The sequence below is a fragment of the Arthrobacter glycogeni genome, from assembly GCF_054511155.1.
In genome coordinates this window covers 106,697-128,955 of sequence record NZ_JBTNDE010000002.1, presented here as the reverse complement: position 1 = coordinate 128,955, position 22,259 = coordinate 106,697, and the positions used below count along the sequence as shown (strand labels likewise).

Annotated in this window: 22 protein-coding genes; 9 read left to right on the top strand and 13 right to left on the bottom strand. The window is 63.9% G+C overall.

Annotated elements, in window-relative coordinates; all coding sequences use genetic code 11:
• The first annotated feature begins 150 nt into the window (after positions 1 to 150).
• The 3 genes from speB to ACX80O_RS02110 all read left to right on the top strand — a co-directional run bounded on the left by speB (position 151) and on the right by ACX80O_RS02110 (position 4,760).
• On the top strand, positions 151 to 1,143 hold the full coding sequence (gene speB, locus ACX80O_RS02120) for an agmatinase (RefSeq protein WP_459332358.1): 993 nt from the start codon (positions 151 to 153) through the stop codon (positions 1,141 to 1,143).
• Positions 1,144 to 2,814 (top strand): thiamine pyrophosphate-binding protein, encoded by a 1,671-nt coding sequence (locus ACX80O_RS02115; protein WP_459332357.1) that lies wholly within the window; start codon positions 1,144 to 1,146, stop codon positions 2,812 to 2,814.
• A 563-nt stretch (positions 2,815 to 3,377) separates the two neighbouring features.
• Entirely contained in the window at positions 3,378 to 4,760 is a 1,383-nt protein-coding gene (locus ACX80O_RS02110; RefSeq protein ID WP_459332356.1) for an HNH endonuclease signature motif containing protein, read from the top strand.
• 223 nt (positions 4,761 to 4,983) lie between these two features.
• Here the strand turns inward: ACX80O_RS02110 and ACX80O_RS02105 are convergent, their stop codons facing one another.
• The 4 genes from ACX80O_RS02105 to ACX80O_RS02090 form a co-directional block, all read right to left on the bottom strand.
• Positions 4,984 to 6,111 carry an FAD-dependent oxidoreductase gene (locus tag ACX80O_RS02105; protein ID WP_459332355.1) on the bottom strand — a complete coding sequence of 376 codons (1,128 nt, stop codon included), beginning with the start codon at positions 6,109 to 6,111 and terminating at the stop codon, positions 4,984 to 4,986.
• On the bottom strand, positions 6,104 to 6,823 hold the full coding sequence (locus ACX80O_RS02100) for a class I SAM-dependent methyltransferase (protein ID WP_459332354.1): 720 nt from the start codon (positions 6,821 to 6,823) through the stop codon (positions 6,104 to 6,106). Before ACX80O_RS02100 ends, ACX80O_RS02105 begins: the two co-directional genes overlap by 8 nt.
• Positions 6,824 to 7,954 (bottom strand): type III polyketide synthase, encoded by a 1,131-nt coding sequence (locus ACX80O_RS02095; protein ID WP_459332353.1) that lies wholly within the window; start codon positions 7,952 to 7,954, stop codon positions 6,824 to 6,826.
• A 62-nt stretch (positions 7,955 to 8,016) separates the two neighbouring features.
• Positions 8,017 to 8,487, bottom strand: a complete 471-nt coding sequence (locus ACX80O_RS02090; protein WP_459332352.1) for an SRPBCC domain-containing protein — start codon at positions 8,485 to 8,487, stop codon at positions 8,017 to 8,019.
• A gap of 206 nt (positions 8,488 to 8,693) precedes the next feature.
• Between ACX80O_RS02090 and ACX80O_RS02085 the strand changes: the two genes are divergently transcribed.
• Both ACX80O_RS02085 and ACX80O_RS02080 read left to right on the top strand, forming a co-directional pair.
• Positions 8,694 to 9,371, top strand: coding sequence for a hypothetical protein (locus ACX80O_RS02085; protein ID WP_459305233.1), 678 nt, complete (start codon positions 8,694 to 8,696; stop codon positions 9,369 to 9,371).
• 86 nt (positions 9,372 to 9,457) lie between these two features.
• A complete protein-coding gene (locus tag ACX80O_RS02080) occupies positions 9,458 to 11,899 on the top strand; it encodes a Tex family protein (RefSeq protein ID WP_459332351.1) in 2,442 nt (813 codons plus the stop codon).
• Between the two features lie 133 nt (positions 11,900 to 12,032).
• On the opposite strand, the gene ACX80O_RS02075 is transcribed toward ACX80O_RS02080, so the two are convergent.
• Positions 12,033 to 12,752, bottom strand: a complete 720-nt coding sequence (locus tag ACX80O_RS02075; protein WP_459305231.1) for a transglycosylase family protein — start codon at positions 12,750 to 12,752, stop codon at positions 12,033 to 12,035.
• A 270-nt stretch (positions 12,753 to 13,022) separates the two neighbouring features.
• On the opposite strand from ACX80O_RS02075, the gene ACX80O_RS02070 reads away from it, so the two are divergent.
• On the top strand, positions 13,023 to 13,493 hold the full coding sequence (locus ACX80O_RS02070) for an acyl-CoA thioesterase (protein ID WP_459332350.1): 471 nt from the start codon (positions 13,023 to 13,025) through the stop codon (positions 13,491 to 13,493).
• A gap of 87 nt (positions 13,494 to 13,580) precedes the next feature.
• On the opposite strand, the gene fdhA is transcribed toward ACX80O_RS02070, so the two are convergent.
• From fdhA to ACX80O_RS02045, 5 genes are all read right to left on the bottom strand, one after another.
• A complete protein-coding gene (fdhA, locus tag ACX80O_RS02065; protein ID WP_459305229.1) occupies positions 13,581 to 14,798 on the bottom strand; it encodes a formaldehyde dehydrogenase, glutathione-independent in 1,218 nt (405 codons plus the stop codon).
• A 265-nt stretch (positions 14,799 to 15,063) separates the two neighbouring features.
• Positions 15,064 to 15,264, bottom strand: a complete 201-nt coding sequence (locus tag ACX80O_RS02060) for a hypothetical protein (RefSeq protein WP_459332349.1) — start codon at positions 15,262 to 15,264, stop codon at positions 15,064 to 15,066.
• A 258-nt stretch (positions 15,265 to 15,522) separates the two neighbouring features.
• Complete coding sequence (locus ACX80O_RS02055) at positions 15,523 to 15,606, bottom strand: hypothetical protein (protein ID WP_459305347.1); 84 nt, start codon at positions 15,604 to 15,606, stop codon at positions 15,523 to 15,525.
• Positions 15,607 to 15,646: 40 nt separating this feature from the next.
• Positions 15,647 to 16,231 (bottom strand): NAD(P)-dependent alcohol dehydrogenase, encoded by a 585-nt coding sequence (locus ACX80O_RS02050; protein ID WP_459332348.1) that lies wholly within the window; start codon positions 16,229 to 16,231, stop codon positions 15,647 to 15,649.
• The gene (locus ACX80O_RS02045; RefSeq protein WP_459332438.1) at positions 16,129 to 16,344 is read right to left on the bottom strand and encodes an alcohol dehydrogenase catalytic domain-containing protein; all 216 of its coding nucleotides are present in this window, start codon (positions 16,342 to 16,344) and stop codon (positions 16,129 to 16,131) included. The genes ACX80O_RS02050 and ACX80O_RS02045 overlap by 103 nt, the downstream gene beginning before the upstream one ends.
• On the opposite strand from ACX80O_RS02045, the gene ACX80O_RS02040 reads away from it, so the two are divergent.
• On the top strand, positions 16,243 to 16,497 hold the full coding sequence (locus ACX80O_RS02040; protein WP_459332444.1) for a hypothetical protein: 255 nt from the start codon (positions 16,243 to 16,245) through the stop codon (positions 16,495 to 16,497). The two genes, ACX80O_RS02045 and ACX80O_RS02040, sit on opposite strands and share 102 nt — an antisense overlap.
• A 64-nt stretch (positions 16,498 to 16,561) precedes the next feature.
• Here the strand turns inward: ACX80O_RS02040 and ACX80O_RS02035 are convergent, their stop codons facing one another.
• On the bottom strand, positions 16,562 to 17,284 hold the full coding sequence (locus ACX80O_RS02035) for a DUF4386 domain-containing protein (RefSeq protein WP_459332347.1): 723 nt from the start codon (positions 17,282 to 17,284) through the stop codon (positions 16,562 to 16,564).
• A gap of 338 nt (positions 17,285 to 17,622) precedes the next feature.
• On the opposite strand from ACX80O_RS02035, the gene ACX80O_RS02030 reads away from it, so the two are divergent.
• Complete coding sequence (locus ACX80O_RS02030; RefSeq protein WP_459332346.1) at positions 17,623 to 18,348, top strand: TetR/AcrR family transcriptional regulator; 726 nt, start codon at positions 17,623 to 17,625, stop codon at positions 18,346 to 18,348.
• A gap of 246 nt (positions 18,349 to 18,594) precedes the next feature.
• Here the strand turns inward: ACX80O_RS02030 and ACX80O_RS02025 are convergent, their stop codons facing one another.
• Positions 18,595 to 19,065 (bottom strand): DUF4383 domain-containing protein, encoded by a 471-nt coding sequence (locus tag ACX80O_RS02025; protein WP_459305224.1) that lies wholly within the window; start codon positions 19,063 to 19,065, stop codon positions 18,595 to 18,597.
• A 398-nt stretch (positions 19,066 to 19,463) separates the two neighbouring features.
• On the opposite strand from ACX80O_RS02025, the gene ACX80O_RS02020 reads away from it, so the two are divergent.
• Positions 19,464 to 19,703 carry a YegP family protein gene (locus ACX80O_RS02020; RefSeq protein WP_459332345.1) on the top strand — a complete coding sequence of 80 codons (240 nt, stop codon included), beginning with the start codon at positions 19,464 to 19,466 and terminating at the stop codon, positions 19,701 to 19,703.
• A gap of 7 nt (positions 19,704 to 19,710) precedes the next feature.
• Here the strand turns inward: ACX80O_RS02020 and uvrA are convergent, their stop codons facing one another.
• Positions 19,711 to 22,257: an excinuclease ABC subunit UvrA gene (gene uvrA / locus ACX80O_RS02015; RefSeq protein WP_459332344.1), complete on the bottom strand. Its 2,547-nt coding sequence runs from the start codon at positions 22,255 to 22,257 to the stop codon at positions 19,711 to 19,713.
• Positions 22,258 to 22,259 lie beyond the last annotated feature (2 nt).

Here is a 22,259-nt window from a genome sequence, read left to right as displayed (position 1 = left end):
GCTTCCTTGTGGATTCGTCTGCGGCCGGTGTTGACCGAGACGGACATCACAATTAGCCTTATACAAAACAGTTGATGCTTATATGGCAACTTCTGTGTTTACTCTCGACCGATCTGTATGGGCAGCCGCTGCCCCAACCCGGAGGTACCCATGGAACAGCCGCGCGTCACGGCCAATGGAAACGTTGGCCCCATCGACTCCTCACGGATCCCACGCTACGCCGGCGCCGCGACGTTTGCCCGATTGCCGCGGCTCGATGAGGTGGACCGCGCGGATATCGCCGTCGTCGGTGTCCCCTTTGATTCGGGTGTGTCCTACCGACCCGGCGCCCGGTTCGGGGCGAACCACGTCCGCGAGTCCTCACGCCTGCTCCGCCCCTACAACCCGGCCCTGGACATCTCCCCGTTCGAGCGGGTGCAGGTGGCCGACGCCGGTGACATGGCCGTCAATCCCTTCAACATCAATGAAGCGATTGAAACCATCCAGCAGAATGCGCTGGATCTGACGGCCGACGGCGCCAAGCTGGTTACGCTCGGCGGAGACCACACCATTGCGCTGCCGCTGCTCCGCGCGGCGTCCGAACGGGCCGGCGCACCGGTGGCGATGCTGCACTTCGACGCGCACCTCGACACCTGGGACACCTATTTCGGGGCCGAGTACACGCACGGCACCCCCTTCCGTCGCGCGGTGGACGAGGGCATCCTCGACACTGAGGCGATCTCCCACGTGGGTACCCGCGGGCCGCTGTACGGTGTGAAGGACCTTGAGGATGACCGGCGTTTTGGCTTCGGCATCGTCACCTCCTCCGATGTGTTCAGGCAGGGCGTCGACGAGGTGATCGCCAAGCTCAGGGACAGGATCGGCAACCGCCCGCTGTACATCTCCATCGACATCGACGTTCTCGACCCGGCCCACGCGCCCGGAACGGGAACCCCTGAAGCCGGCGGCATCACCAGCCGGGAGCTTCTGGAAATTCTTCGCGGGATGCGCGGCATGAACCTCATCGGGGCCGACGTCGTCGAGGTGGCCCCCGCGTATGATCATGCGGAGATCACCGGCGTTGCCGCATCGCACGTCGCCTACGACCTGGTCAGCCTGCTGGCCGACCAGGCAACTACCAGCACCCCTGCGGAGGAACGCTAAATGGTTACCAGTGACAGTGTCGCAACAGCACCTCCACAGCCCCTGACCGGAGAGCGTAATGGCGGGGATCTCGTCGTCGAGACGCTCAGCGCCCTCGGGGCGACGACGGTCTTCGGGATTCCCGGGCAGCACGCGTTGGGATTGTTCGATGCACTGTCCCGTTCGGATCTGCGCTTTGTGTCCTCGCGGGTGGAGAACAACTCGGCGTTTGCCGCAGACGGGTTCTCCCGCGCCACCGGGCAGGTCGGTGTGCTGTTCCTGTCCACCGGGCCCGGCGCGCTGACGGCGCTCGCCGGACTGCAGGAGGCCTACGCCACCGGAGTGCCAATGGTGGTGATTGCCAGCCAGATTCCGCTGGAGGGCCTCGGCGCCCGCCGCAAGGGCATGCTGCACCAGCTCGATGACCAGAAGGCCTCGGCGGCCAACGTCACCAAGAGTCAGCGGCTCATCCAGCACGCCTCGGGTATTCCGTCTGCGATCCAGGACGCGTGGACTGAGGCCGTGTCGTCCCCGCAGGGTCCGGTCTGGATCGAGGTGCCACAGAATGTGCTGCTCGATCCGGTGATGGTGCCGCAGGTGGAGGATGCGCTCGCCGACCCGTTCGACAACCCGCCCCGGGTGGAGCTGGTCCGCGAGGCCGTGAAATGGCTGACTGAGTCCAGGCGGCCCGCCATCGTCGCGGGCGGCGGCACCCGTCGCGGCCATGCCGAATCGTGGTTGCTGTCGATTGCCGAGAAGCTCGGCGCGCCGGTGCTCTGCTCACCGGGCGGTAACGGGGCCTTCCCCTGGAACCATGAGCTCTCACTGCAGGCGTGGGTAGAGGACCGCTATGTCACCGAGGTCCTTGAGGACGCCGACGTGGTCCTGGTGATCGGGTCATCCCTCGGCGAGGTGACCAGCAACTACTTCACGCTGGAACCGCGTGGGCGGATCATCCAGATCGACGCCGAACCTCGTGTGCTCGAGTCCAACCGACCTGCCCTGGGCATCCGCGCCGACGCCGGTCAGGCCCTCGCGGCTCTGGACGACGCGCTACCCGTGCTGGCCCGCGATCGCACCGGCGGGTACGACGCCGTAGCGCTGGTCGCTGAGACCCTCGCCAAGGTGCAGGGCCGCCTGGATTCGCAGGATCTGGGCAAGGAACGCACGTTCATGGCTGACATCCGGGCAGCTGCACCCGCCGGGTTGCAGACCTTCTGGGACATGACGATCGCCGCGTATTGGGCGTGGAGCTGCTGGGACGCCAAGGACGGCCAGTTCCATTCCGCCCAGGGTGCCGGCGGCCTCGGTTACGGGTTCCCCGGGGCGATTGGCGGCGCCGTCGGGCTGGGAGAACGCGTGCTCGCAGTGTCCGGCGACGGTTCGTCGATGTACTCCATCGCCGAGCTGGCGACCGCGAAGCAGCACAACCTGCCGGTCACCTGGCTGATTGTCGACGACGGTGGTTACGGGATCCTGCGCGAATACATGGAGGGCGCGTTCGGGAAGGCTACCGCAACCGAGCTGACCCGCCCCGACTTCGTGAAGCTCGCAGAAGCGTTTGGCGTGCCGGCGGTCAAGGTGGCGCCGGGTGATGTGCGGCAGGCCTTGGAGGACAGTTTCGCGGCGGAGGGGCCCAACGTCGTCGTCGTCGAGACCCTGCTGCGTCTCTTCGCCCCGACTCACCTTTAGTCTCTTCGCCCGGCCCCCTGGGGCAGCCCAACCCACCTATACCGCACAGGCCTCCGATCCCCCCACCCGCACCAATTACCTGGTCCTCTGAACCTCCCTACCGACGAGTGTGAGGTCTGGCGGGTCGATGACGCTTTGAGTCGCCAGATCCCGCGGTTCGGTGGGAGTGCTCAGAGGTCTTTTCTCGACCGGTTTTTTGGTCTGGAAAATACTTCAGAAAGTTTTTCTGTGTACCTGGTTTGGGCCCTAATAATGTCGGTGGCGGGTGATGGAATGGGGGTATGAAAAGCAGTACAGCTTCTGCTACTGGATCGGGGTTCCGTCCCGATTCCGGTCCGGATTCCGGCTCCACGGGCGGGCCCGCGGATACGTCCACGGGCGGTCCCGCGGGGGCTTCGGGTGGGGCTTCGGGTGGGTATGGTCTGGGTGGTCCGTTGAGTGTCGCCGCCGTGTGGACGACACCTGTGATGAAGGCGCCGGAGCCCCGGCCGAAAAGGGATCTCACTGATTCTCAGACTGACTTTCTGAATTTCTTCCGGGTGGGGTCTGATCCGGATGTGCGGGTGCGTTCCAGTGATGGCCCGCCGGCGTTGACGGGTCGGCTCGGGTTGGTCGCGGTCGCTGGCCTGGACTCTTCCCAGGCGTTGGATGCGTTGAAGGACGTCGGCGAGGCGAGGTCCTGGTTGGATGCGCAGGAAGCGAAGCTCGCCACCCGGGTCCTGGATCTTCAGGCCGAGCGGAGCCGTGCTGGTCGCGGAGAATGGGGTTTCGAACAAACCCTCGCCGCGAGTGAGATTGGCGCCGCCCTGCACTTACCGGAGCGGACCGCTGGGTTCTTAGTCGACCATAGTGTGCTGCTTACCCGGCATTGCCCAGCGACGTTGAACGCGTTGGAGGATGGCAGGCTCTCGCGCCGGCATGCGTGGGCGGTCGCCGAGGAGACCAGCAGTATGCCCCGCACCGCGACCGACGAGTTTGCCGCCGACTACGAGAGCAGACTTATCACGCTGGCGGGCCGGACCACGGTGACGAAGTTCTGCCGTCAGGCCGGGCGGTTACGCGAGGCACTGCACCCCGAGTCGATCACCACCCGGCACCAGAAAGCGGTCAGGGAACGCGGAGTTCTCCTCAACCCGGCCTATGACGGGATGGCCTGGCTCGCAGCGTATTTGCCCGTCGAGGATGCCGCGGGAATCTACCACCGGGTGGACACTGCTGCCCGGAACTTGCAGGGCCCCGACGAACCCCGCACCCTCACCCAACTCAGGGCTGACGTCCTCGTCGACGCACTCACCAGCGCCGGCCCGGGATCCGTTGGTGAGACCAACCCCGAGAGGGCTACCGGTGATTCTCTTACCCGATCACGGGCCGGGTCACAGGCCGAAGCACCCGGTGAAGGCAACCAGTCGCGGGACAGCGACTCGTTTTGGGGTGTGCAGGCGAAGGTCTTCGTGACGGTCCCGGTGCTGACCCTATTGGGCGGGGATGTGCCGGGTGAGTTGGAAGGGTACGGGCCGATCGATCCGGAGACGGCCCGGAAACTCGCCGGGCACGCGCCGTCATTCACGAGGATCCTTTGCCACCCCCACACGGGGGCCAGGCTCGGGGCTGATGCGACCACGTACCGGGTGCCGAAAGATTTGCAGGACGCGGTCAGGGTGCGGGATGGGACGTGCCGTCATCCGGGGTGTAATCGGTTGGCGGTGTTCTGCGAACTCGACCACACGATCCCCTGGTCCCGGGGCGGGAGGACCAGTTACTCAAATCTGTCAGCGCTCTGTAAACGTCACCATATGTTCAAAACGGAGGGTTTCTGGCATTACACCCAACCCGAACCAGGGACGATCATCGCGATCTCCCCCGCCGGGGAAACCTACCTCACCAAACCCAACCCACCACCCACACCACCACCAACACCGCGACCGGAAACCCCACCACCGTTCTAGGGTGAAGCCCTTCGGAACGGCTCGCCTCCGATGCCCCGTGACCCGGCGCAGCTCTAGTGCACGGCCCAGTGAAAGCCGGACCGGGTCCCACCGCCTAGGTGGGAGGTCTGGCGAGACAAACGGCCGCTAGCCCACCGGATCTCACCATTCCGCGGGAAAAGGGCGGAAAGGGTCTACTCACCGGAAAGGGTCTGCTCGGTGGGTTGGCAGAAGAGACGGTGGGCTACTGCATCGTGAAGGTGCGGGCGATGGCGTCGTGCACGGCTGGTACCGCATTGACCCGTTTGAACACGGCGTTCCGCGCGGACAATACCTGCCGGGGCAGGGGACGCCCCAACGCCATGTTGAGGTGCGCCTGGCGTGCAGCCGTCGCAGCAGCCCGACGACGGCGCGTGTCGAACGCCGCCAGTTCCCGGCCGATGTCTCGCCCGTCAACCAGCGACGCACTGATGATCGGCACCAGCTCGGTGGCATCCAGCCATCCCAGGTTCATCCCTTGCCCGCCGATCGGGCTGACCTGGTGGGCTGCGTCGCCGATCAACACCGTCCGGCCTGCCACGAAGCGTTGTGCCAGCCGCCGCTGCACATCGAACGCACTCAGCATTGAGGTGCTGGCAACGTCCACGTCAACACCGGTCCGCGCGCGGATTAATTCCGCCAGGGCGTCCGGCGTGGGCGAGCGAACTAACGACGGCGTCCGCACCACCCAGCGTCGCACCCCGTCGGGCAGCGGGAAGGACTCGACAATCCCGTCCGACTCCAGATACAGCACCGCGGACGACCGGTCCGTTGACGCGTCGGCGAAGTCGCCCATCAGATAGGTGTCCGGGTACCGTTGCAGCGACGCAGACACGCCGACGCTAGTGCGCACGGTGCTCTTGCCGCCGTCGGCCCCAATCACCAGCTGCGCCTGCAACACGTCCCCGGTCGACGTTGTCACCAGCATCGACCCGCTAGCGTCATGTACGCCAGTCACCGACACTCCCCGGCGGAAGGCGCCGGGCGCGACGGCCGCGAGCCGGGTTTCCAGTACCAGCTCGGTCTGGATCTGGGGTATGGCGAGGACAAACGGGTAGTTGCGCGGCAGCCCGGCGAAGGACAACCGCGTCACTTCTTGCCCAGCGCTGCGGGCCACGCCCTGATGGATGGACACCCCGCGGGTAATCAGGTTCTCCGCGATGCCGGCCTGGGCCAGCGCCTGCAGCGCGGGCGGATGGATACCGATGGCCCGCGATTGGATGCTGCGGGACGTCCGCTGCTCCAGCACCAGCACATCGAGTCCCGCCTGCCGCAGCAGGATCGCGGCGAACAGGCCCACTGGTCCGCCGCCGACCAGGATCACATCATGCATGGGACGCCCGGTGGATCAGTAGGGTGTGGGACGGGAACCGCGCGGTAATTTCCCAGTTTGGCGGTACGGCCGCAGCGAGTTCGGCCGCCGTGAAACTGCGCTTGATCGACGTCAGACCGTCCTGGCGGATCAGCGAGCGGCGGAGCGCGAGGGTTCCCAGGGAGAACAGCAGGTAGCCCAGTCGGCTGCGTTCAATGTCGTTGTGCACAGCGATACCTTGGCATAGCTGCTCGGAGTCGGCCAGGAGCCCTCCAAGCTGTCCTGGCGTCAGGTGGTGTAGCAGGTGGTTGGAGGTAACGACGTCGAACCGCTGGCCCTCGGTCACCAGCTCTGCGCTGAACGCCCGCCGGAAGGTGAGTCCCGGCACGGGTGGTTGCGAGGTGGCGAACGTGTGGGCTCGCTCATCAGGGTCAATGGCGAGGATAGACAGCGGCAGGCCGTCACGCGCCGCCCATCGTGCGAAGGCGCGCGGCATGTCGCCGCCGCCCGATCCGATGTCGAGCAGGGTAGAGGGCCGCGATGCCGATAGCTGAGGACGGATCTGCGTGGACCAGGTGCGCCGCCAGCCGGCAACCGCGGCATTGATCAAACCGAACTGGGCGTACGTCCGGTCCAGCAGCACCGGATCGCAATCCGGTTTGTCCATTTCCTCAACCGCGTCAGCGTCCCGGTGCGCGAGGAAACCATTCTCGCGGTGAGCGAGGAACTGCACTCAGGGACCCACCTTGGTGAACAACGCGGTTTCGACGGTCAGGCCTGGGCCGAACGCCATCGAGCAAATTCGCTCATCCTGCCCCGTGAACGGCTGATCGAGAATGTGCTTCAACACGAACATCACCGTGGCGCTGCTCATGTTGCCGTAGTCGCGCAGCGTCTCCCGGGCGGGCACCAACTGGTCTTCTTTCAGATCCAGCTTGGCCTCTACCTTGTCCAGGATGCTGCGCCCGCCCGGGTGGATCGCCCAGTGTTCAATGTCCTTGTACTGCTTCTCCGCCAGGGACGCGTCGCGGGCCAGGAGAGGCTCCAGCGCCTCCACAATGTGCTCGTCGATGATGTGCGGCACGTAGGTTCCGAGCACCATCTCGAATCCTTCATCGCCGATGTTCCACGCCATGGACTCCTCGCCGACCGGCGTCAGGACCGTCTCGAAGAAGTCGAGGCTCAGGGCCGGAGCCGTAGCGGTGTATTCCCTGGCGCTGATGACGGCTGCGGCCGCTCCGTCGGCGAACAACGACGACCCCACAATGGTGTCCGGATTGTTGGACGACCTGACGTGGAGTGAGCACAACTCGGCGGCCACTACCAGCACGACGGCGTCAGGCTCGGCCTCGCAGAAGGATTTGGCGGCTCGCAGGGCAGGAAACGCGGCGTAGCAGCCCATGAAGCCGAGGTGGTAGCGCTGCGCTGCGGGGCTCAGCCCAAGAGCGCGGACCACTTTGTAGTCCGGCCCGGGATTGAAGAAACCGGTGCAGGAAACGGTAATCACATGGGTAATGTCCAGGGGCCCGATCCCCTCGGCGGCGGCGAGCGCCTTACTGGCCGCCTCGACGAACAGTTTGGTGCCCTCTTCCGCGTAAACCTCGTTGCGGACCTTGGTGCTGGGTGACAGGATGCGTCGTTCCGCCGAATCAAAAAACACGGGATTCTCCGACGGCGCGTCGAGGGTCATCTCCTTCACTGCCGTATACCGGGTCTCAATCCCTGACCAATCAAACGCAGCACCGACCAGGCGTGTCCCCAGCCGGCTCAGGCCGGGTTGGGCGGCGAAGACGTCCCTCACATCGGACTGCACCATGACGGTCTCGGGAACGGCGGTTTCGAGGGACCTCATGATTACTGTCATAGTTCATTCTTAGGGGAGTGAGCCCGTTAAGACAATGCGATCTACTGAGCCGGTGAACAGGATTAGCTGTTACCCGGAGCCGGATACTGGGCGTTGTCGTTCTCGAGGAGGGCCTGCAGATTAGTGAGGATCGGAGACCACTCGGCGCTGACCTTCTCAACGTCGGATGGTGCTGCGAGCCGGTCGTGCACCAGACGGAAAAGCATTCCGCCGCCGCTGATCTTTTCGAGGTCGACGGTGACCCTGCTGGCGGCGTCCTCCCGCGGATCGGTCAGCCCGTCCTCGCCGTCGGGCACTTCGCTGAACGTATACGACAGGCGGGTGGGCTCATCAGCTTCCAGTACCACGCCGTGGTGGGTGACTTCCTCGGAGCTTCCATCGTAGAAGCGGACTGGGGATCCGGGAACCCAACTGGATTCCAGCCGCCGCCCAAACCAGTAGCGTCGCGTTACGTCGCCGTCGGTCAGGGCTTCCCACAGGCGCATCGGGGAGGTGGCAATCTCAGTCTCATGCACAAACGCAGGCTCAGTCATAGCAATAGCGTAGCTCAGCCGGTTACGGTTGACCCAGTGCTCAACCGCGGCCGGGCGCGCTTGAACAGATGCAGTGAGAGGCGCTTGCCACGCGCAATGTTGGCTGGGTCACCAAACCCTCGGCCCGCCAGGTACGAATGACAGGTAAGCGCGGCCCGGGATTACGCCGCGGCCTAACCCAATGAGCCCCCAGAGCAAGAGGAACCATGCTGACCAGAACCGCTACGATCCTAGGCATTTCAGTGATCACCGCAGGACTGATCTCCGGCTGCGGTGGGGTGGAGAACAACCCCCTTAACGTGAATAGTGCGCCGCAGCCAAGCCAGGGTGCGAACGTTGCCGAGGCTCCCGCCGCTGGTGTGGTTCCTGCGTCCCTGGGGGATGATCCTTTGCAGTTGGGTGCTAATGGCGCCAAACTCTGTTCGGTTGAACCGGCGCTGGGATACCAGGAGTACACGGTGCTGATCCACAACGAGACGCTCGAGTCGTTCACTATCGACGACGTCAGCCTCGGCTCCCCATCGGGAGTCACCTTGGACTCCGCCGAGGTGACTCCCGCCAATCGTGGTGGTCACGGCACCCATGGCATGGCCGACGGAACCGTCATGGGCGGCGGAGATGAGCATTCCGGTGCCCATGGCGCTGACAAGATGGCCGCTGAGAGTGACATGCCCGAAAATGTCTTCTTCACCGAGCCGGTTCCGGCGGTCGGCTACGAAATTTCCACGCTCGAATACCTCAACGTGGTGGTCTCGGTCTCCCTCGAAGAGGATGCCGAGAGGGGCACTTCCGAGTTCGTCGAAATCGACTACTCCACTGCAGATGGGTCCTTCACGGGCCAGCACCCACTCTCGATCACCATCGACAGTGACTCCTGCGCCTAATCCGGACGCCATAGGGCGGAGCCCTTCGGCGGGTAGACACCCGCGCGTGTGCTGCGGCTGGAAGCTTCCACCCGCGGTAGGCGACAATGATTTACGTGTTATCTCTAACCTCAGACGCCGTTATATTCGATCTTCTCGCCAATGAACTGGGAGTCCACGCCTGGCAGGTGAAAGCCACTGTGGACCTGCTCGACGCAGGATCGACTGTCCCCTTCGTGGCCCGGTACCGCAAGGAGGCCACGGGGTCCCTCGACGACGCTCAACTACGCTCCCTCGATGAGCGGTTAGGCTACTTGCGCGAGTTGCAGGATCGTCGTCGGGCAGTCCTTGAGTCGATCGAGGCGCAGGGGAAGCTCACCGATCTGCTGCGTGCCGCCATCGCTGCCGCTGATACCAAGTCCCGGCTGGAAGACATCTATCTCCCCTTCAAGACCAAACGGCGCACCAAGGCGCAGATCGCCCGGGAGTCCGGTCTGGAATCGCTCGCCGACGCGCTAATAGCAAATCCTTCGTTGGATCCGACCACGGAGGCGGGCCGCTACGTCACCGGTGTGGTGCCGGATGCTGAGGGTGCGCTCGCGGGGGCACGATCCATCCTGGTGGAGCGCGCGGGCCAGAACGCCGACCTGCTGACCTCGGCACGGGAAAGGCTCTGGAAGCAGGGCCTCGTGAGGTCCAAGGTTCGCGCCGGCAAGGAGACCGAGGGGCAAAAGTTCGCCGACTACTTCCAGTTCGCGCAGGCGCCATCTGCCATGCCATCCCACCGTGTCCTCGCCCTGTTCCGCGGCGAGAAAGAGGGGATGCTTGAGTTGTCCATCGCCGAGGCGGATTCGACGGACGCTGCGGAATTCGCCCGGGCGCGGACCAAGTATGAAAGTTCGGTGGCAGCGGTGCTCGGAATCACTTCTACCGGCCGGCCAGCCGACGCTTGGCTCACTCAGACGGTGCAGCAGGGTTGGCGCCGGATTCTCGCCAAACTCTCGCTCGACCTGCGGGTTCGCCTATTCGCTGCCGCGGAGACCGAGGCAGTACGGGTCTTCGCCGCCAACCTCCGGGACGTGCTGCTCGCCGCGCCCGCGGGAGGCCGAACCACTCTCGGGCTTGACCCCGGGCTCCGCACCGGCGTCAAGGTGGCGGTGGTGGACGGCACAGGCAAGGCTGTTGCCACGCAGACCGTTTACCCGCATGCTCCAGTGAAGAAGTGGGACGCCGCGCTGGCTGCCCTCGCGAAACTTGTCGCTGACTACGACGTCGAACTTATTGCCATCGGTAACGGCACCGCATCGCGGGAGACGGACAAGCTCTCCACCGAATTGATCAAGGCGCTGCCGGAACGGAAGCTTCAGAAACTGGTGGTCTCCGAGGCCGGCGCATCGGTGTATTCGGCATCAGCCCTGGCATCCGCCGAACTGCCCGACCTCGATGTGTCCCTGCGGGGTGCGGTGTCGATCGCGCGTCGTCTGCAGGATCCGCTGGCCGAATTGGTCAAGATCGACCCCAAGTCAATCGGGGTGGGTCAGTACCAGCACGACGTGACAGCCGCCAACCTTGAGCGCTCCCTGAACGCGGTGATCGAGGACTGCGTCAACGCCGTCGGAGTGGATGTGAACACTGCTTCGCCTTCCCTCCTGAGCCGGGTGGCCGGCGTCGGCCCGCTGCTGAGCGAGAATATTGTGGCCCACCGCAACACCCACGGGCGTTTTGCCCGCCGGGCCGACCTCCTGAAGGTGTCACGCCTTGGGGCCAAAGCCTTCGAGCAGTGCGCCGGGTTCCTGCGGGTATCGGGCGGCACCGAGCCTCTTGACAACTCAAGCGTCCATCCGGAGGCCTACGGGGTGGCCCGACGGATCCTCAGCGCGGACGGCACGTCGCTCCGCGAGCTGGACCTGACGGCCTTCGTCAACGACACCTTCGGGCCGCCAACCATCAAAGACATCGTCGCCGAGCTGGAGAAGCCAGGGCGCGATCCCCGGCCCGAGTTTGTGACCGCTTCCTTCTCGGAGGGAGTGGAGAAGATTTCCGATCTGGTGCCGGGGATGACGCTCGACGGCGTGGTAACCAATGTCGCAGCCTTTGGTGCGTTCGTCGACGTCGGCGTCCATCAGGACGGGTTGGTCCATATTTCGGCCATGTCGAACCGCTTCGTCAGTGACCCACACGAGGTGGTGAAGTCGGGCCAGGTGGTCAAGGTTAAGGTGCTTGAAGTGGACCCTGAACGCAAACGGATTTCATTAACCCTGCGGCTCGACGACGAACTCCCGAGCTCTCCGGCCGGGCGTGCTGACACTGGGCGCCCGGACCGAGCCCGCGGGGGGAAGCCCGCAACCGGGAAACTTACTGCTGGGAAACCTACTGCCGGGAAACCTACTGCCGGGGAGCCCGCAACCGGGAAACCCCTGAGCGGGAAACACATGGGGGAGGGGCCTGCAAAGGGCCAGCCCGCTGCAGGCAAACACGCCGGACGGACGCCAGCGCCCCCAGCGAATTCGGCAATGGCCGAGGCACTCCGCAAGGCAGGGCTGGCGTAGACAGGGCAAGTGCTCGCGCGACACGCAAGTGGCATTGAACCAACAAACGACGGCAGCCGCCCGGGATCAACCGGACGACTGCCGTCGTTTGTTGGTTCAGTTAACTGGTGGTTCAGCTAACTACAGCGGGAGCCTATGAGGCCGGGAGCTGCAGAACGTCACCGGTGAAGATGAGGTCAGCGTGAATGACCGTGTCAGCGTTAGCTTCGTACAGTGCCTGCCAGCCGCCAGCAACGCCCAGCTTCTTGGCGATGGTAGCGAGGGTGTCGCCGGACTGGATGGTGTAGGTGTCGCCGCTGAGTGCGGGTGCAGCGACTGGGGCTTCGACAGCTGGAGCGGGGGCTGCTGGTGCTGCTGGAGCCTGAGCAACGGGAGCAGCTGGAGCCTGGGCTACGGGTGCCTGTGCGACGGGTGCCTGCTGGACCTGAGGCTGAATCTGCTCAGCCTGAGCCTGCACGGGTGCCTGTGCGACGGGTGCCTGCTGCATTGGCTCTGCTGATGGGTTGGCCCCACCGCTCAGGCCGAGCTTGGACGAGCATGCTGGCCATGCGCCCCAGCCCTGCCCCTGCAGAACGTTCTCTGCTACGGCAATCTGCTGTTCGCGGCTGGCGTCCTGAGGAGCGCCTTGTCCGCCGAAAGCGGCCCAGGTTGAAGGGGTGAACTGCAGTCCACCGGAAAAGCCGTTTCCGGTGTTGATGCCCCAGTTTCCGCCGCTTTCACACTGTGCGAGGGAGTCCCAGGTGCTGCCGGGGGCTGCATTAGCCACACCAGCGGATGCTCCGAGGCCAAGGCCTGCGAGAGCGACGACGGCAACACCGCGGCGAGCGGTAGTACTGAATTTTTGGTTCTTCATGGGTCAGATGCTCCGAAAGGCCACCAACGCTAGTTCCGTCCCCGGACATTTTCGCGCCGCTGCTCGCCTCGACTGTTTAGTGGTCATGTCTGTGGTGGCTACCGGACGAGCAACGTCGGGTGGGTTGGCAGCACCGGGCATATTCCACCACCATCTCAGAAGAGGTAGTGGTGGAGTGTTTCCCTGAACGGGTTATTGTCTACGGTAGAACAGATTCTAATCGTTGCCAAATCGAGACATGTTGATGCTTGACGAAAGTGTGGAAAAGGGATGGATTTGGCTGGCCGGACGCTAACCTGCTGGGTGCCGATGCGGTGGTCCGATATGGACGCCTATGGGCACATCAACAATGTACAGGTCTTACGGCTACTTGAGGAAGCCCGAATCCACGCCTTCGGGCCGCCCGGCGGGACGGGAGCTGATGGCGAGCAGCCTTTAGTAGCGGTGTTCTCCTCGATAGCTCCGGGCGTCCAGGCCCTGGTGGTCGAGCATCGGGTCCGGTTCGTCGATACCCTCGACTACCGAAATATTCCGGTGCGCATCGACGTGTGGGTGAGCGCTCTGTTACCGGCAAGTTTTACCCTCGCCTACCGGATCCGTGATCCCCTCACCGAGGCAGCGTGTGTGAAGGCCGAAACGATTCTCGCTTTCGTCAACACAAACTCGGGGGGCCTGCTCCGTCTGACTGAGGAACAGAAGGATGCTCTTTCACCATTCCTGGGCGAACAGCTCTTCACCTGAACCGATCCCGCGCCCGTTACCCCCGTTACCCCCAAGGCTGGGACCGGGGGGGACGACGCCAGTGCCCCCGGTCCCAGTGACGCGATGCTACGCGGCGACGTACCCGTGGGGGTCGAGCACGTACTTGGTGGCAGCGCCGGCGTCGAACTCCTGATAGCCGCGCGGAGCGTCTGTCAGGCTGATTGCCTTAGCGTTGACGGCCTTGGCAATCTGCACCTTGTCATGCAAAATCGCCATCATCAGACCGCGGTTATATTTCATCACCGGACACTGTCCCGTGGTGAAGGACAGGGACTTAGCCCAGCCCGTTCCGAGGCTAAGGGACAGCGAACCAACCTTTGCGGCGTCGTCGACCGCTCCCGGATCACCCGTGACGTACAGTCCTGGAATGCCCAGGGCGCCGCCGGCGGCGGTGATGCTCATCAGCGAGTTCAGCACGGTGGCCGGTGCTTCGTGGGACGCATCGGCACCGTGACCGCGTGCCTCAAATCCCACAGCATCGACTCCACAGTCCACTTCCGGCACGCCGAGTAGTTGGGCAATCTGGTCCTTCGGATCACCCTTCGACACGTCGACCGTCTCGCAGCCGAAGCTGCGGGCCTGAGCCAGCCGCTCCTCGTTGAGGTCGGCAACGATGACGACTGCAGCACCGAGTAGTTGCGCTGATACTGCCGCGGCAAGACCAACCGGCCCTGCGCCCGCCACATACACGGTCGAGCCCACGCCCACGCCAGCGGTCACCGCACCGTGGAATCCGGTGGGGAAGATATCCGAGAGCATGGTCAGATCCAGGATCTTCTCCAGTGCCTGATCCCGGTCCGGGAACTTGAGCAGATTCCAGTCAGCGTAGGGAACCAGCACGTACTCGGCCTGGCCTCCCACCCAGCCACCCATGTCGACATACCCGTAGGCGCTGCCTGGGCGGTCGGGGTTGACGTTCAAGCAGATGCCCGTCTTGCGTTCCTTACAGTTTCGGCACCGCCCGCAGGCGATGTTGAAGGGCACCGAACAAATGTCGCCTTTCTTGATGAACTCCACGTCGCGGCCTACCTCGACCACTTCGCCGGTGATTTCGTGGCCGAGAACCAGATCGGAGGGGGCAGTGGTACGCCCGCGAACCATGTGCTGGTCGGAGCCGCAAATATTTGTTGTCACAGTCTTGAGGATGACCCCGTGGTGAACCTGACGACCAATATTGGCCGGGTTGACTCCAGGTCCATCTTTGAGCTCGAAGGTGGGATAGTCGATGTCGATGACCTCCACTTTCCCGGGTCCTTTGTAGGCAACGGCTTTGTTTCCAGGCATGAGCTTCCCTTCCAATTCCGAACAGCCCTGTCGTCGGTGACGGGGCCCATGGCGAACGTACCGTGAGGCGGGTTGCACGAAGGTTGCATTCAGGTTGCATGGCTGGTTAACGTTGCGTTCGCTGTTGCGTGGGCGTGTGGCAACCCTTCGAAGGTAGCCAGGGGTTTCGCTTCCTATAATGGGGGGACCACAGCAGTAGCCTTCTAATATTCGTGCACCGTCCCGACAGGCTTTTACACCAAGTCTCTGCCGAGATTGCTCAGCACTAACCGAGGCGCACAGCGCGAGCACCGCGGCTGACCCGGTCGGTTGCCAACTGCAAAGTAGTGGTTAGTACGTTCCAGGTCACGCCTGAGAAGCCGCCGATGAACAGTGCGATGTCAATGAGATCGATGTTCGAGGTCAAACCGGCTACGACAAACCAAATGGCCCAGCCGACCAACGACAGGATCAACAGCACCCGCATACTTCGGGCCCTTTTCCCGATACGGGTCTATCCGAATGGGCTGGCCAACTACCCGCGGCTGTATGTGTCTACATCGTATGGGGTTCCAAAATGGCGCGCTATGTGGCCGTTCGATGTAGCACCTTCAAGCCTCGTGACATTGCATTCGATGGCGTCGAGACGCAGCGGTTCTGAGAATCAGCTGCCCGCGCGGATCCCGTTTTGGCGAACTGGCCACCTGGCGAGGCCGGCTGCTCGAGACCCGGCCGGCGATAAAGACTAACGGGGTCTGTAAATGCTGGACCGGTGTTCGATGCGGTGAACGTACAGGATGTGTTTTTCGACATCGAGGGTGAACAGCACCCGGTAGTCACCCCGTCGCGCGGTGCGAAATCCCAGGACTTCATGGGGGTGCTTCGACGGCGTCGGCCAGGTCGTAGGTGCGGTCAATGACGGGCCGGTACCGACCGGTCTTCGCAAGGTGGACGACGAAGGCCAGGTTATCCGCTGTGAACGCTGCGCTCGCGGTGATCAGCTTTCCGCTCCTGCGGCTCCGGACGGACGCGAGCATCATGCCTTTGAGGCTGGAGGTGACTAGCAGCAGCGCCCCGCCAGGCTTCAGCGAACCCTCGGCCCTCTCAAAGCATGCGGTGCCTGCGCAGTCGACGACGACGTCGTACTTGATTCCCTCGGCGGTGAAGTCATGGCGAGTGTAGTAGATAACGCGGTCAGCCCCGAGTGATCGAACGAGCGTCGCGTTGGCGCCGCTGCACACGGCTGTGATCCTGGCGCCCGAGTGCTTCGCCAGTTGCACCGCCGCCGTTCCGACAGACCCGGAGGCGCCGTTCACGAGCACCGAATCGCCCGGATTGATTGGTACCCGATTCAGGAAGCCACGGGCCGTGGTGCCGCCGAAAACGAGTGTGGCGGCCTCTTCGAAGCCGAGGTTGCGCGGCTTGGCCGTAATGTGCCGTCCTCCGGTACGCACACGTACTCGGCGTGACCGCCGAACCAGGACCCGAGCATCGCGGTCACCTCGTCACCGGGTGTGAAGTGTCTGACGCCAGCGCCTACCGCCTCGATGACGCCAGCGACATCCATTCCCAGGATGGGCTGACGCGGCCTAAAGAAGCCGAGTGCGAGGCGTGCGAGGATCCCGAGGCCGGCGGGCACGTCGCGGGTGCGCGCTCGGTAATCGGCCGTGCTGACGGTGCTCGCGTGACTTTCACGAGGGCCTTGTTGCGGGTGGGATAGGGTGCTGGTTCCTCGGTGACCCCGACAACCTCCGGCGGCCCGAAGCGCCGGAGTGCCGCAGCTCTCACCGGGCGGCCGTGGCTGGGACGGGACCGGAGGCAGTGTTGGTGAGGATGCGCACCGGGCGGAAGCCCTTGACGATGAGCCACAGAGCCAGACTCAGCTCCCAGGCGAACACGGGCAGTGCGACGATCAGGCCAAGGGTGGAAAACTGTTCATAGGCGCCCAACATCACCGCGACTGCGGAGAGGGAGATCAGGAACCCGCCGGCCAGCCCGAGGGCGGCGATCGGGCGCGGTACCAGCCGTGATGAGTACATCAGGACGGCCAGCAACAGCGAGGCGGCGCCGAGTGCGAAGTTCGGTCCGAACAGGTAGGTCCACTCGCGCAGGGCCACCAGCGAGGAGCCGATGGTGGAGAGTACCTCCGGGTCAGCGCCTGCGTTTTCGGCGAACTGCCGACGTAGCGTGACGATCGACAACAGGCTGAGGGTTCCGACGAGAATGACTACCGCCTCCAGCAGTCGGGCTGCGACGAAAGCCAGAGCGAGCCCCTCGTTCTGGCGCTTCACGATCGGATAGAGCGTCACTGCGGTGCCGACGGCGGCGATCACCAGGAGTAGTTCGAAGAGGCCGCCCAGGAGAATCCTGTTGTCCACCCCGGCGCCGGTGATGTAGCCGGTGTCATTCAGGATCGGACTGTAGAGGGCGGCTCCTACAATGGCGCCCACTTCAGTGAGCAGGAAGAACACCCCGGCGGTGACGGCGGTTGGTCTGGACAGGTTCATGAGGATTCCCTTGAATAAGGGTGTACGGCATACACTAGGTGGGAACCACGCTAAGGAGTACGCTGCACTCCTGTCAAGAGGATCGTCGAGGTCATTTCCGGAGCATCGGGGAGGAATGCGGCGGATCCAGGGACGCTGCTCTCCACAGAAGTGGGGCCCAATACGGATCACGGATTGGCGCATCAACTCACCCGTAGGAGGACGGTGATTTTCGGCGGGTGACTGTCACTCCTTGATGGTGGTGACGTGCGGCGTATATCGTAGGCAATAGGGAGCAAGGTGAACGCTGTACTCCCCGCTAATGAACTCTTTGGTGGATGGCGGGAAGGCTGTAGGGAGTGACCGAAGAACCCGGATTGGACCAGCGTGTCCGCCTCAACAGGGATCGTGTCCTGCAGGCCGCCGTCTCTCTTGCCGACGAATTCGGTGTTGACTCGCTGAGCATGCGCCGGCTCGCGCGGGAGCTCCGCGTAGTGCCGATGGCACTCTACAAGCATGTTTCAAACAAAGAGGAGCTTCTCGACGGCATGGTCGAGACCATCGTCGCCGAGATCGATCCTCCTGCAACAGGTGTTGACTGGAAAAGCGCAGTCCGGCTGCGGGTGCTCTCGGCCAGGCACGCACTGCAGCAGCACCGGTGGGCGCGCCGGGTGATTGAATCCCGCACTACGAAGACCCCGGCCGTCCTCGCCTATATGGATACTTTCATTGGCATGTTCCTCGCGGGTGGCTTCTCCGCCGATCTCACTCATCACGTCATGCATGCTTTGGGCGGACGCATGTGGGGTTTCACTCAGGAATTGTTCGATGACCATGACACGTCCGTCGATCAGGCTGCGATGCCACCGGCAATCCAGGATGTGACGCTCCAGAGGATGTCCGAGTTTTATCCAAACATTGCTGTCCTCGCCGCGGCAAGCGCCCACGATAGTCTTACGGTTGTGGGACAGGGCTGCGACGACCAGTTCGAGTTTGAGTTTGCCCTCAAATTGCTCCTGGACGGGTTCGAGCGGCTGCACCAGGAGGGCTGGACCTCCCGGTCCGGACTGCGCGTCAAGTCGTAACCACCGGGATCTGACGACGTGTTGATCAACCAGCCAGACCGCCAGCCCCCTCCTTCCGCCAATCAAGCCAAGCCCCCTTGCCCCCAGAAGTGAGAACGACCCCTTGAATCCGGACCTCGCCGCGATCCGCAGCCTTGCCCAGCCGACCGCGACGTAGCCGTCCAATGTCGCCGATTAATGAAAATTGCCTTGCACCGAATGGATCGGTGCAAGGCAAACTGTTTATGATCTGGACCGACGGCCCCTCTAGGTGTTGGTTGATTGGCCACCTCCACGGTGACGGGCGATATGCGCGATGGCTAGAGCGCCGGCGATCAACGCGATGATCAGGTGCATCCAGTTGCCTGCCGCATTGAAGGACAGGAAGTTGGCCGTCGACTCAAGATCGATGACCACCCCGTAAATCCACATGACCAGGAAAAGGGCGCCGCTGCCCAACAGGAAATTACGGGCCCCCGTACTATCCCTGCTCATGATGACCCCGGCCGCTCCGACAATCAGATAGACGAGGTTGAGCAGGATGGACACCTGGAAGACGCCGAAAAGCAGCGCCTCGGAGCCGCTGGCGAAGGCCAGCGATCCGTACTGTGTCGTCAGTCCTGGCACGAAGGCCAGGACGCCCAAAAGCAGAAGGACTACGCCTATTCCCATTGAGCCGGTACGAACCAGCTCGTGGGTCACATGAAAGTCACGAGCATGTGGTGATGCGGTAGTCATTTCCCCTCCCTTGAATCGAGAAAAGAACCTGTGAAAATTGGAATCTATTCGCCGAGCTTTTACAGGGCCGTTGGCGCCGGGATGGCTACCGTGCCAGCAGTCCCATTTTACCGCCGGTAGCGGAAATGGGGGAAGAAAACGACTGCCAGATTTCGCTGCGCGAAACGATGGGAGGTGGTCGTCGTGACCAGGAGGCGGTGACCGACGGGCCCACTCTCGTTCCAAGGTGAGCCGGTCGGCACGGCGGACGGAGTCGGGCCAAACTCATTCCCGCATAGTGGCAGAATTTCGCTCCGGCGGACGGGAAAAGATTTGTTTACCCGGATCATATCCAGCGGACCTGCGGATCCATAGTATGAAGGTACCCGTTCAGACATTCCTTACAAGGAGGTAAGAAAGTGTCAGGCTACTTCAAAATAGTGGATGCGCACGATGGTGGTTACCGGATCAAACTGATGGCAGGTGACGGAGCACTGGTCGCCGTCTCCACATACTATCCAACCAAACCCGAGGCGGTCGCTGGCATTGAGCAGATGCGAGAGATCGCCGGTACCGGACCGGTCACCGATCAGAGCCGCGGAAATCACATCAGCGCAAGCGCCGCGGGGAAGAAGGCTTTCAGCGATCAGCGCCGGTAACTGAGATTCAGGCGGTGTCGTTCAGCCGGCGGGCCAGGTAGGGCGCCGTCCGGCTGACGGTGTTGGAGGCGACCGACGACGGCGTCCCGGCGGCGACAATCGTGCCGCCTTCATCGCCGCCCGAGGGGCCCAGGTCTATGACCCAGTCCGCCGCGGCGATGACTGACATGTCATGCTCCACGACGACGACGGTGTTGCCGGCGTCGACCAGGTTGTTGAGTTGAATAAGCAACAGTTGCACGTCTGCCGGGTGGAGACCGGTGGTGGGTTCGTCGAGCAGATACAGGGTGTGCCCGCGGCGGGCGCGCTGCAGTTCGGTGGCGAGCTTGATGCGTTGTGCCTCGCCGCCGGAGAGTTCGGTGGCGGGTTGGCCGAGCCGCAGGTAGCCCAGCCCCACCTGGCGGAGGGTGGTCAGGCTGCGCGCTGCCGCCGGAACACCGGCAAGGAACTCTGCGGCGGCATCGACGGTGAGTCCGAGCACCTCGGCGATGGTCTTGCCCTGGTAGGTGATCTCAAGGGTCTCCGGGTTGTAGCGTGACCCGGCGCAGGTGGGGCAGGGACCGTAACTGCCCGGCAGGAAGAGAAGTTCAACGGAGACGAACCCCTCGCCGAGGCAGGTCTCGCAGCGGCCGCCGGTCACGTTGAAGGAGAACCGGCCAGCCCCGTACCCGCGGGATTTGGCTTCGTCGGTGGCGGCGTAGACCTTACGGACGGCGTCAAACAGACCCGTATAGGTGGCCAGGTTGGATCGGGGGGTCCTCCCGATCGGGCGTTGATCCACCCGGACCAGCCGGTCAATCAGGTCGAGGCCCTCGATATGCCCCACGGTCATATGGTCGCCCGGTGCACAGTCGCGGTCGCTGCCGTCACTGTTGTTGTCACTGTCGGATTCCTCCACCGGGACGTCGGCGTGCAGGTAGTCGTTGACGACGTCGGCCAGCACCTGGGAGACGAGGGTGGACTTGCCCGACCCGGACACACCGGTGACAGCGGTCAGCACGTTGAGGGGGACCGCGGCGTCAAGGGCGCGGAGGTTGTGACGGGTGATGCCGTTCAACGTCAGCCAGCGCTCCGGTTGACGTTGAACCGCTTCGGCGGCGGTCGGTGCCTGTTCCGGGAAGAGGAACGGGCGGGTGACCGACTCGTCGACGCCGGCGAGGCCGGCCACGGCACCGCTGTAAAGGACCGATCCGCCAGCCTCACCAGCCCGCGGGCCAACGTCGACCACCCAGTCGGCGTTGCGGACCACATCCATGTCGTGTTCGACGACGAACACCGAGTTGCCGGACGTCTTGAGCTGTTGCAGGACCTCCAGGAGAGGTTCCGCGTCCGCCGGGTGCAGCCCAGCCGACGGCTCGTCGAGCACGTAGATCACCCCGAACAGGCCGGAGCGGAGCTGGGTGGCGATCCGGAGCCGCTGCATTTCGCCGGGGGACAGGGTGGGGGTGGGCCGGCGGAGGCTCAGGTAGCCGAGTCCCAGATCCAGGAGGACGCCGACGCGATGGTGCAGGTCCTTGGTTAGGGTGACCGCCACCTCGGTGGTCTCACCGGAGCTCAGCGCGCGGGAGCTGGATCCAGCGTGTTGCAGGGTGGCCGTGGGCTCGACGATCGCCGCGAGTTCGGCCAGGGGGACGGCGGTGAGCTCGGCGATCGAATAGCCGGCGAAGGTCACGGCCAGCGCGGCCTGCTGCAAGCCGCTGCCGTCGCAGAGTGGGCAGGGCCCGCTGTGCATGAATTGGAGGACTCGTTCCCGCATGGACTGGCTGGAGGAGTCGGCGAGGGTGTGCAGGACGTAGCTCTTCGCGCTCCAGAAGCGGCCCTTGTAGGGTTTCGCCACGCGGTCCCGTTGGGGGGTGACCTCAACTACCGGCTGTTCCTCGGTGAACAGGATCCAATCGCGGGATCCCTGGGGTAGCTGGTTCCACGGGGTGTCGATGTCGTGACCGAGTTCGCCCAGGATGTCGCGGAGGTTCTTGCCCTGCCACGCTCCCGGCCAGGCGGCGATGGCCCCGTCCCGGATGGTCAGCGACGTGTCCGGAACCAGCGATTCCTCGCTGACCGTGTGGGCGATGCCCAGCCCATGGCACTGGGGGCAGGCGCCGGCGGCGGTGTTGGGAGAGAAGGCATCGGAGTCCAGAGACTCGGCGCCGTCGGGGTAGGTGCCAGCCCGGGAGAAGAGCATCCGTACCGAGTTGGACAGGGTGGTGACGGTGCCGACCGTAGAACGGGAACTAGGAGTGCCCCGGCGCTGCTGCAGGGCGACCGCGGGTGGCAGGCCGGTGATCTCGTCGACGCGCGGGTTGGACCCCTGCTGGATCAACCGCCGGGCGTAGGGTGCCACCGATTCAAAGTAGCGGCGCTGCGCTTCGGCGTAGATGGTGCCGAAGGCGAGCGAGGATTTTCCCGACCCGGAAACCCCTGTGAAGGCCACGATGGCGTCTCGCGGGACGTCGACGCTGACGTTGCGGAGGTTGTTCTCGCGGGCACCCCGCACTTTGACGAATCCGGTGCTGGGGGAGATAGCGGGCAGGTCGGCTGATAGTTGTTGACTCACCC

What these genes read in the sequence shown, in the direction of transcription:
- speB (WP_459332358.1), top strand. Translation starts at nt 151, where the DNA reads ATGGAACAGCCGCGCGTCACGGCCAATGGAAACGTTGGCCCCATCGAC.
- ACX80O_RS02115 (WP_459332357.1), top strand. Translation starts at nt 1,144, where the DNA reads ATGGTTACCAGTGACAGTGTCGCAACAGCACCTCCACAGCCCCTGACC.
- ACX80O_RS02105 (WP_459332355.1), bottom strand. Translation starts at nt 6,111, where the DNA reads ATGCATGATGTGATCCTGGTCGGCGGCGGACCAGTGGGCCTGTTCGCC.
- ACX80O_RS02095 (WP_459332353.1), bottom strand. Translation starts at nt 7,954, where the DNA reads ATGACAGTAATCATGAGGTCCCTCGAAACCGCCGTTCCCGAGACCGTC.
- ACX80O_RS02090 (WP_459332352.1), bottom strand. Translation starts at nt 8,487, where the DNA reads ATGACTGAGCCTGCGTTTGTGCATGAGACTGAGATTGCCACCTCCCCG.
- ACX80O_RS02085 (WP_459305233.1), top strand. Translation starts at nt 8,694, where the DNA reads ATGCTGACCAGAACCGCTACGATCCTAGGCATTTCAGTGATCACCGCA.
- ACX80O_RS02080 (WP_459332351.1), top strand. Translation starts at nt 9,458, where the DNA reads ATGATTTACGTGTTATCTCTAACCTCAGACGCCGTTATATTCGATCTT.
- ACX80O_RS02075 (WP_459305231.1), bottom strand. Translation starts at nt 12,752, where the DNA reads ATGAAGAACCAAAAATTCAGTACTACCGCTCGCCGCGGTGTTGCCGTC.
- ACX80O_RS02070 (WP_459332350.1), top strand. Translation starts at nt 13,023, where the DNA reads ATGGATTTGGCTGGCCGGACGCTAACCTGCTGGGTGCCGATGCGGTGG.
- fdhA (WP_459305229.1), bottom strand. Translation starts at nt 14,798, where the DNA reads ATGCCTGGAAACAAAGCCGTTGCCTACAAAGGACCCGGGAAAGTGGAG.
- ACX80O_RS02060 (WP_459332349.1), bottom strand. Translation starts at nt 15,264, where the DNA reads ATGCGGGTGCTGTTGATCCTGTCGTTGGTCGGCTGGGCCATTTGGTTT.
- ACX80O_RS02045 (WP_459332438.1), bottom strand. Translation starts at nt 16,344, where the DNA reads ATGGATGTCGCTGGCGTCATCGAGGCGGTAGGCGCTGGCGTCAGACAC.
- ACX80O_RS02035 (WP_459332347.1), bottom strand. Translation starts at nt 17,284, where the DNA reads ATGAACCTGTCCAGACCAACCGCCGTCACCGCCGGGGTGTTCTTCCTG.
- ACX80O_RS02025 (WP_459305224.1), bottom strand. Translation starts at nt 19,065, where the DNA reads ATGACTACCGCATCACCACATGCTCGTGACTTTCATGTGACCCACGAG.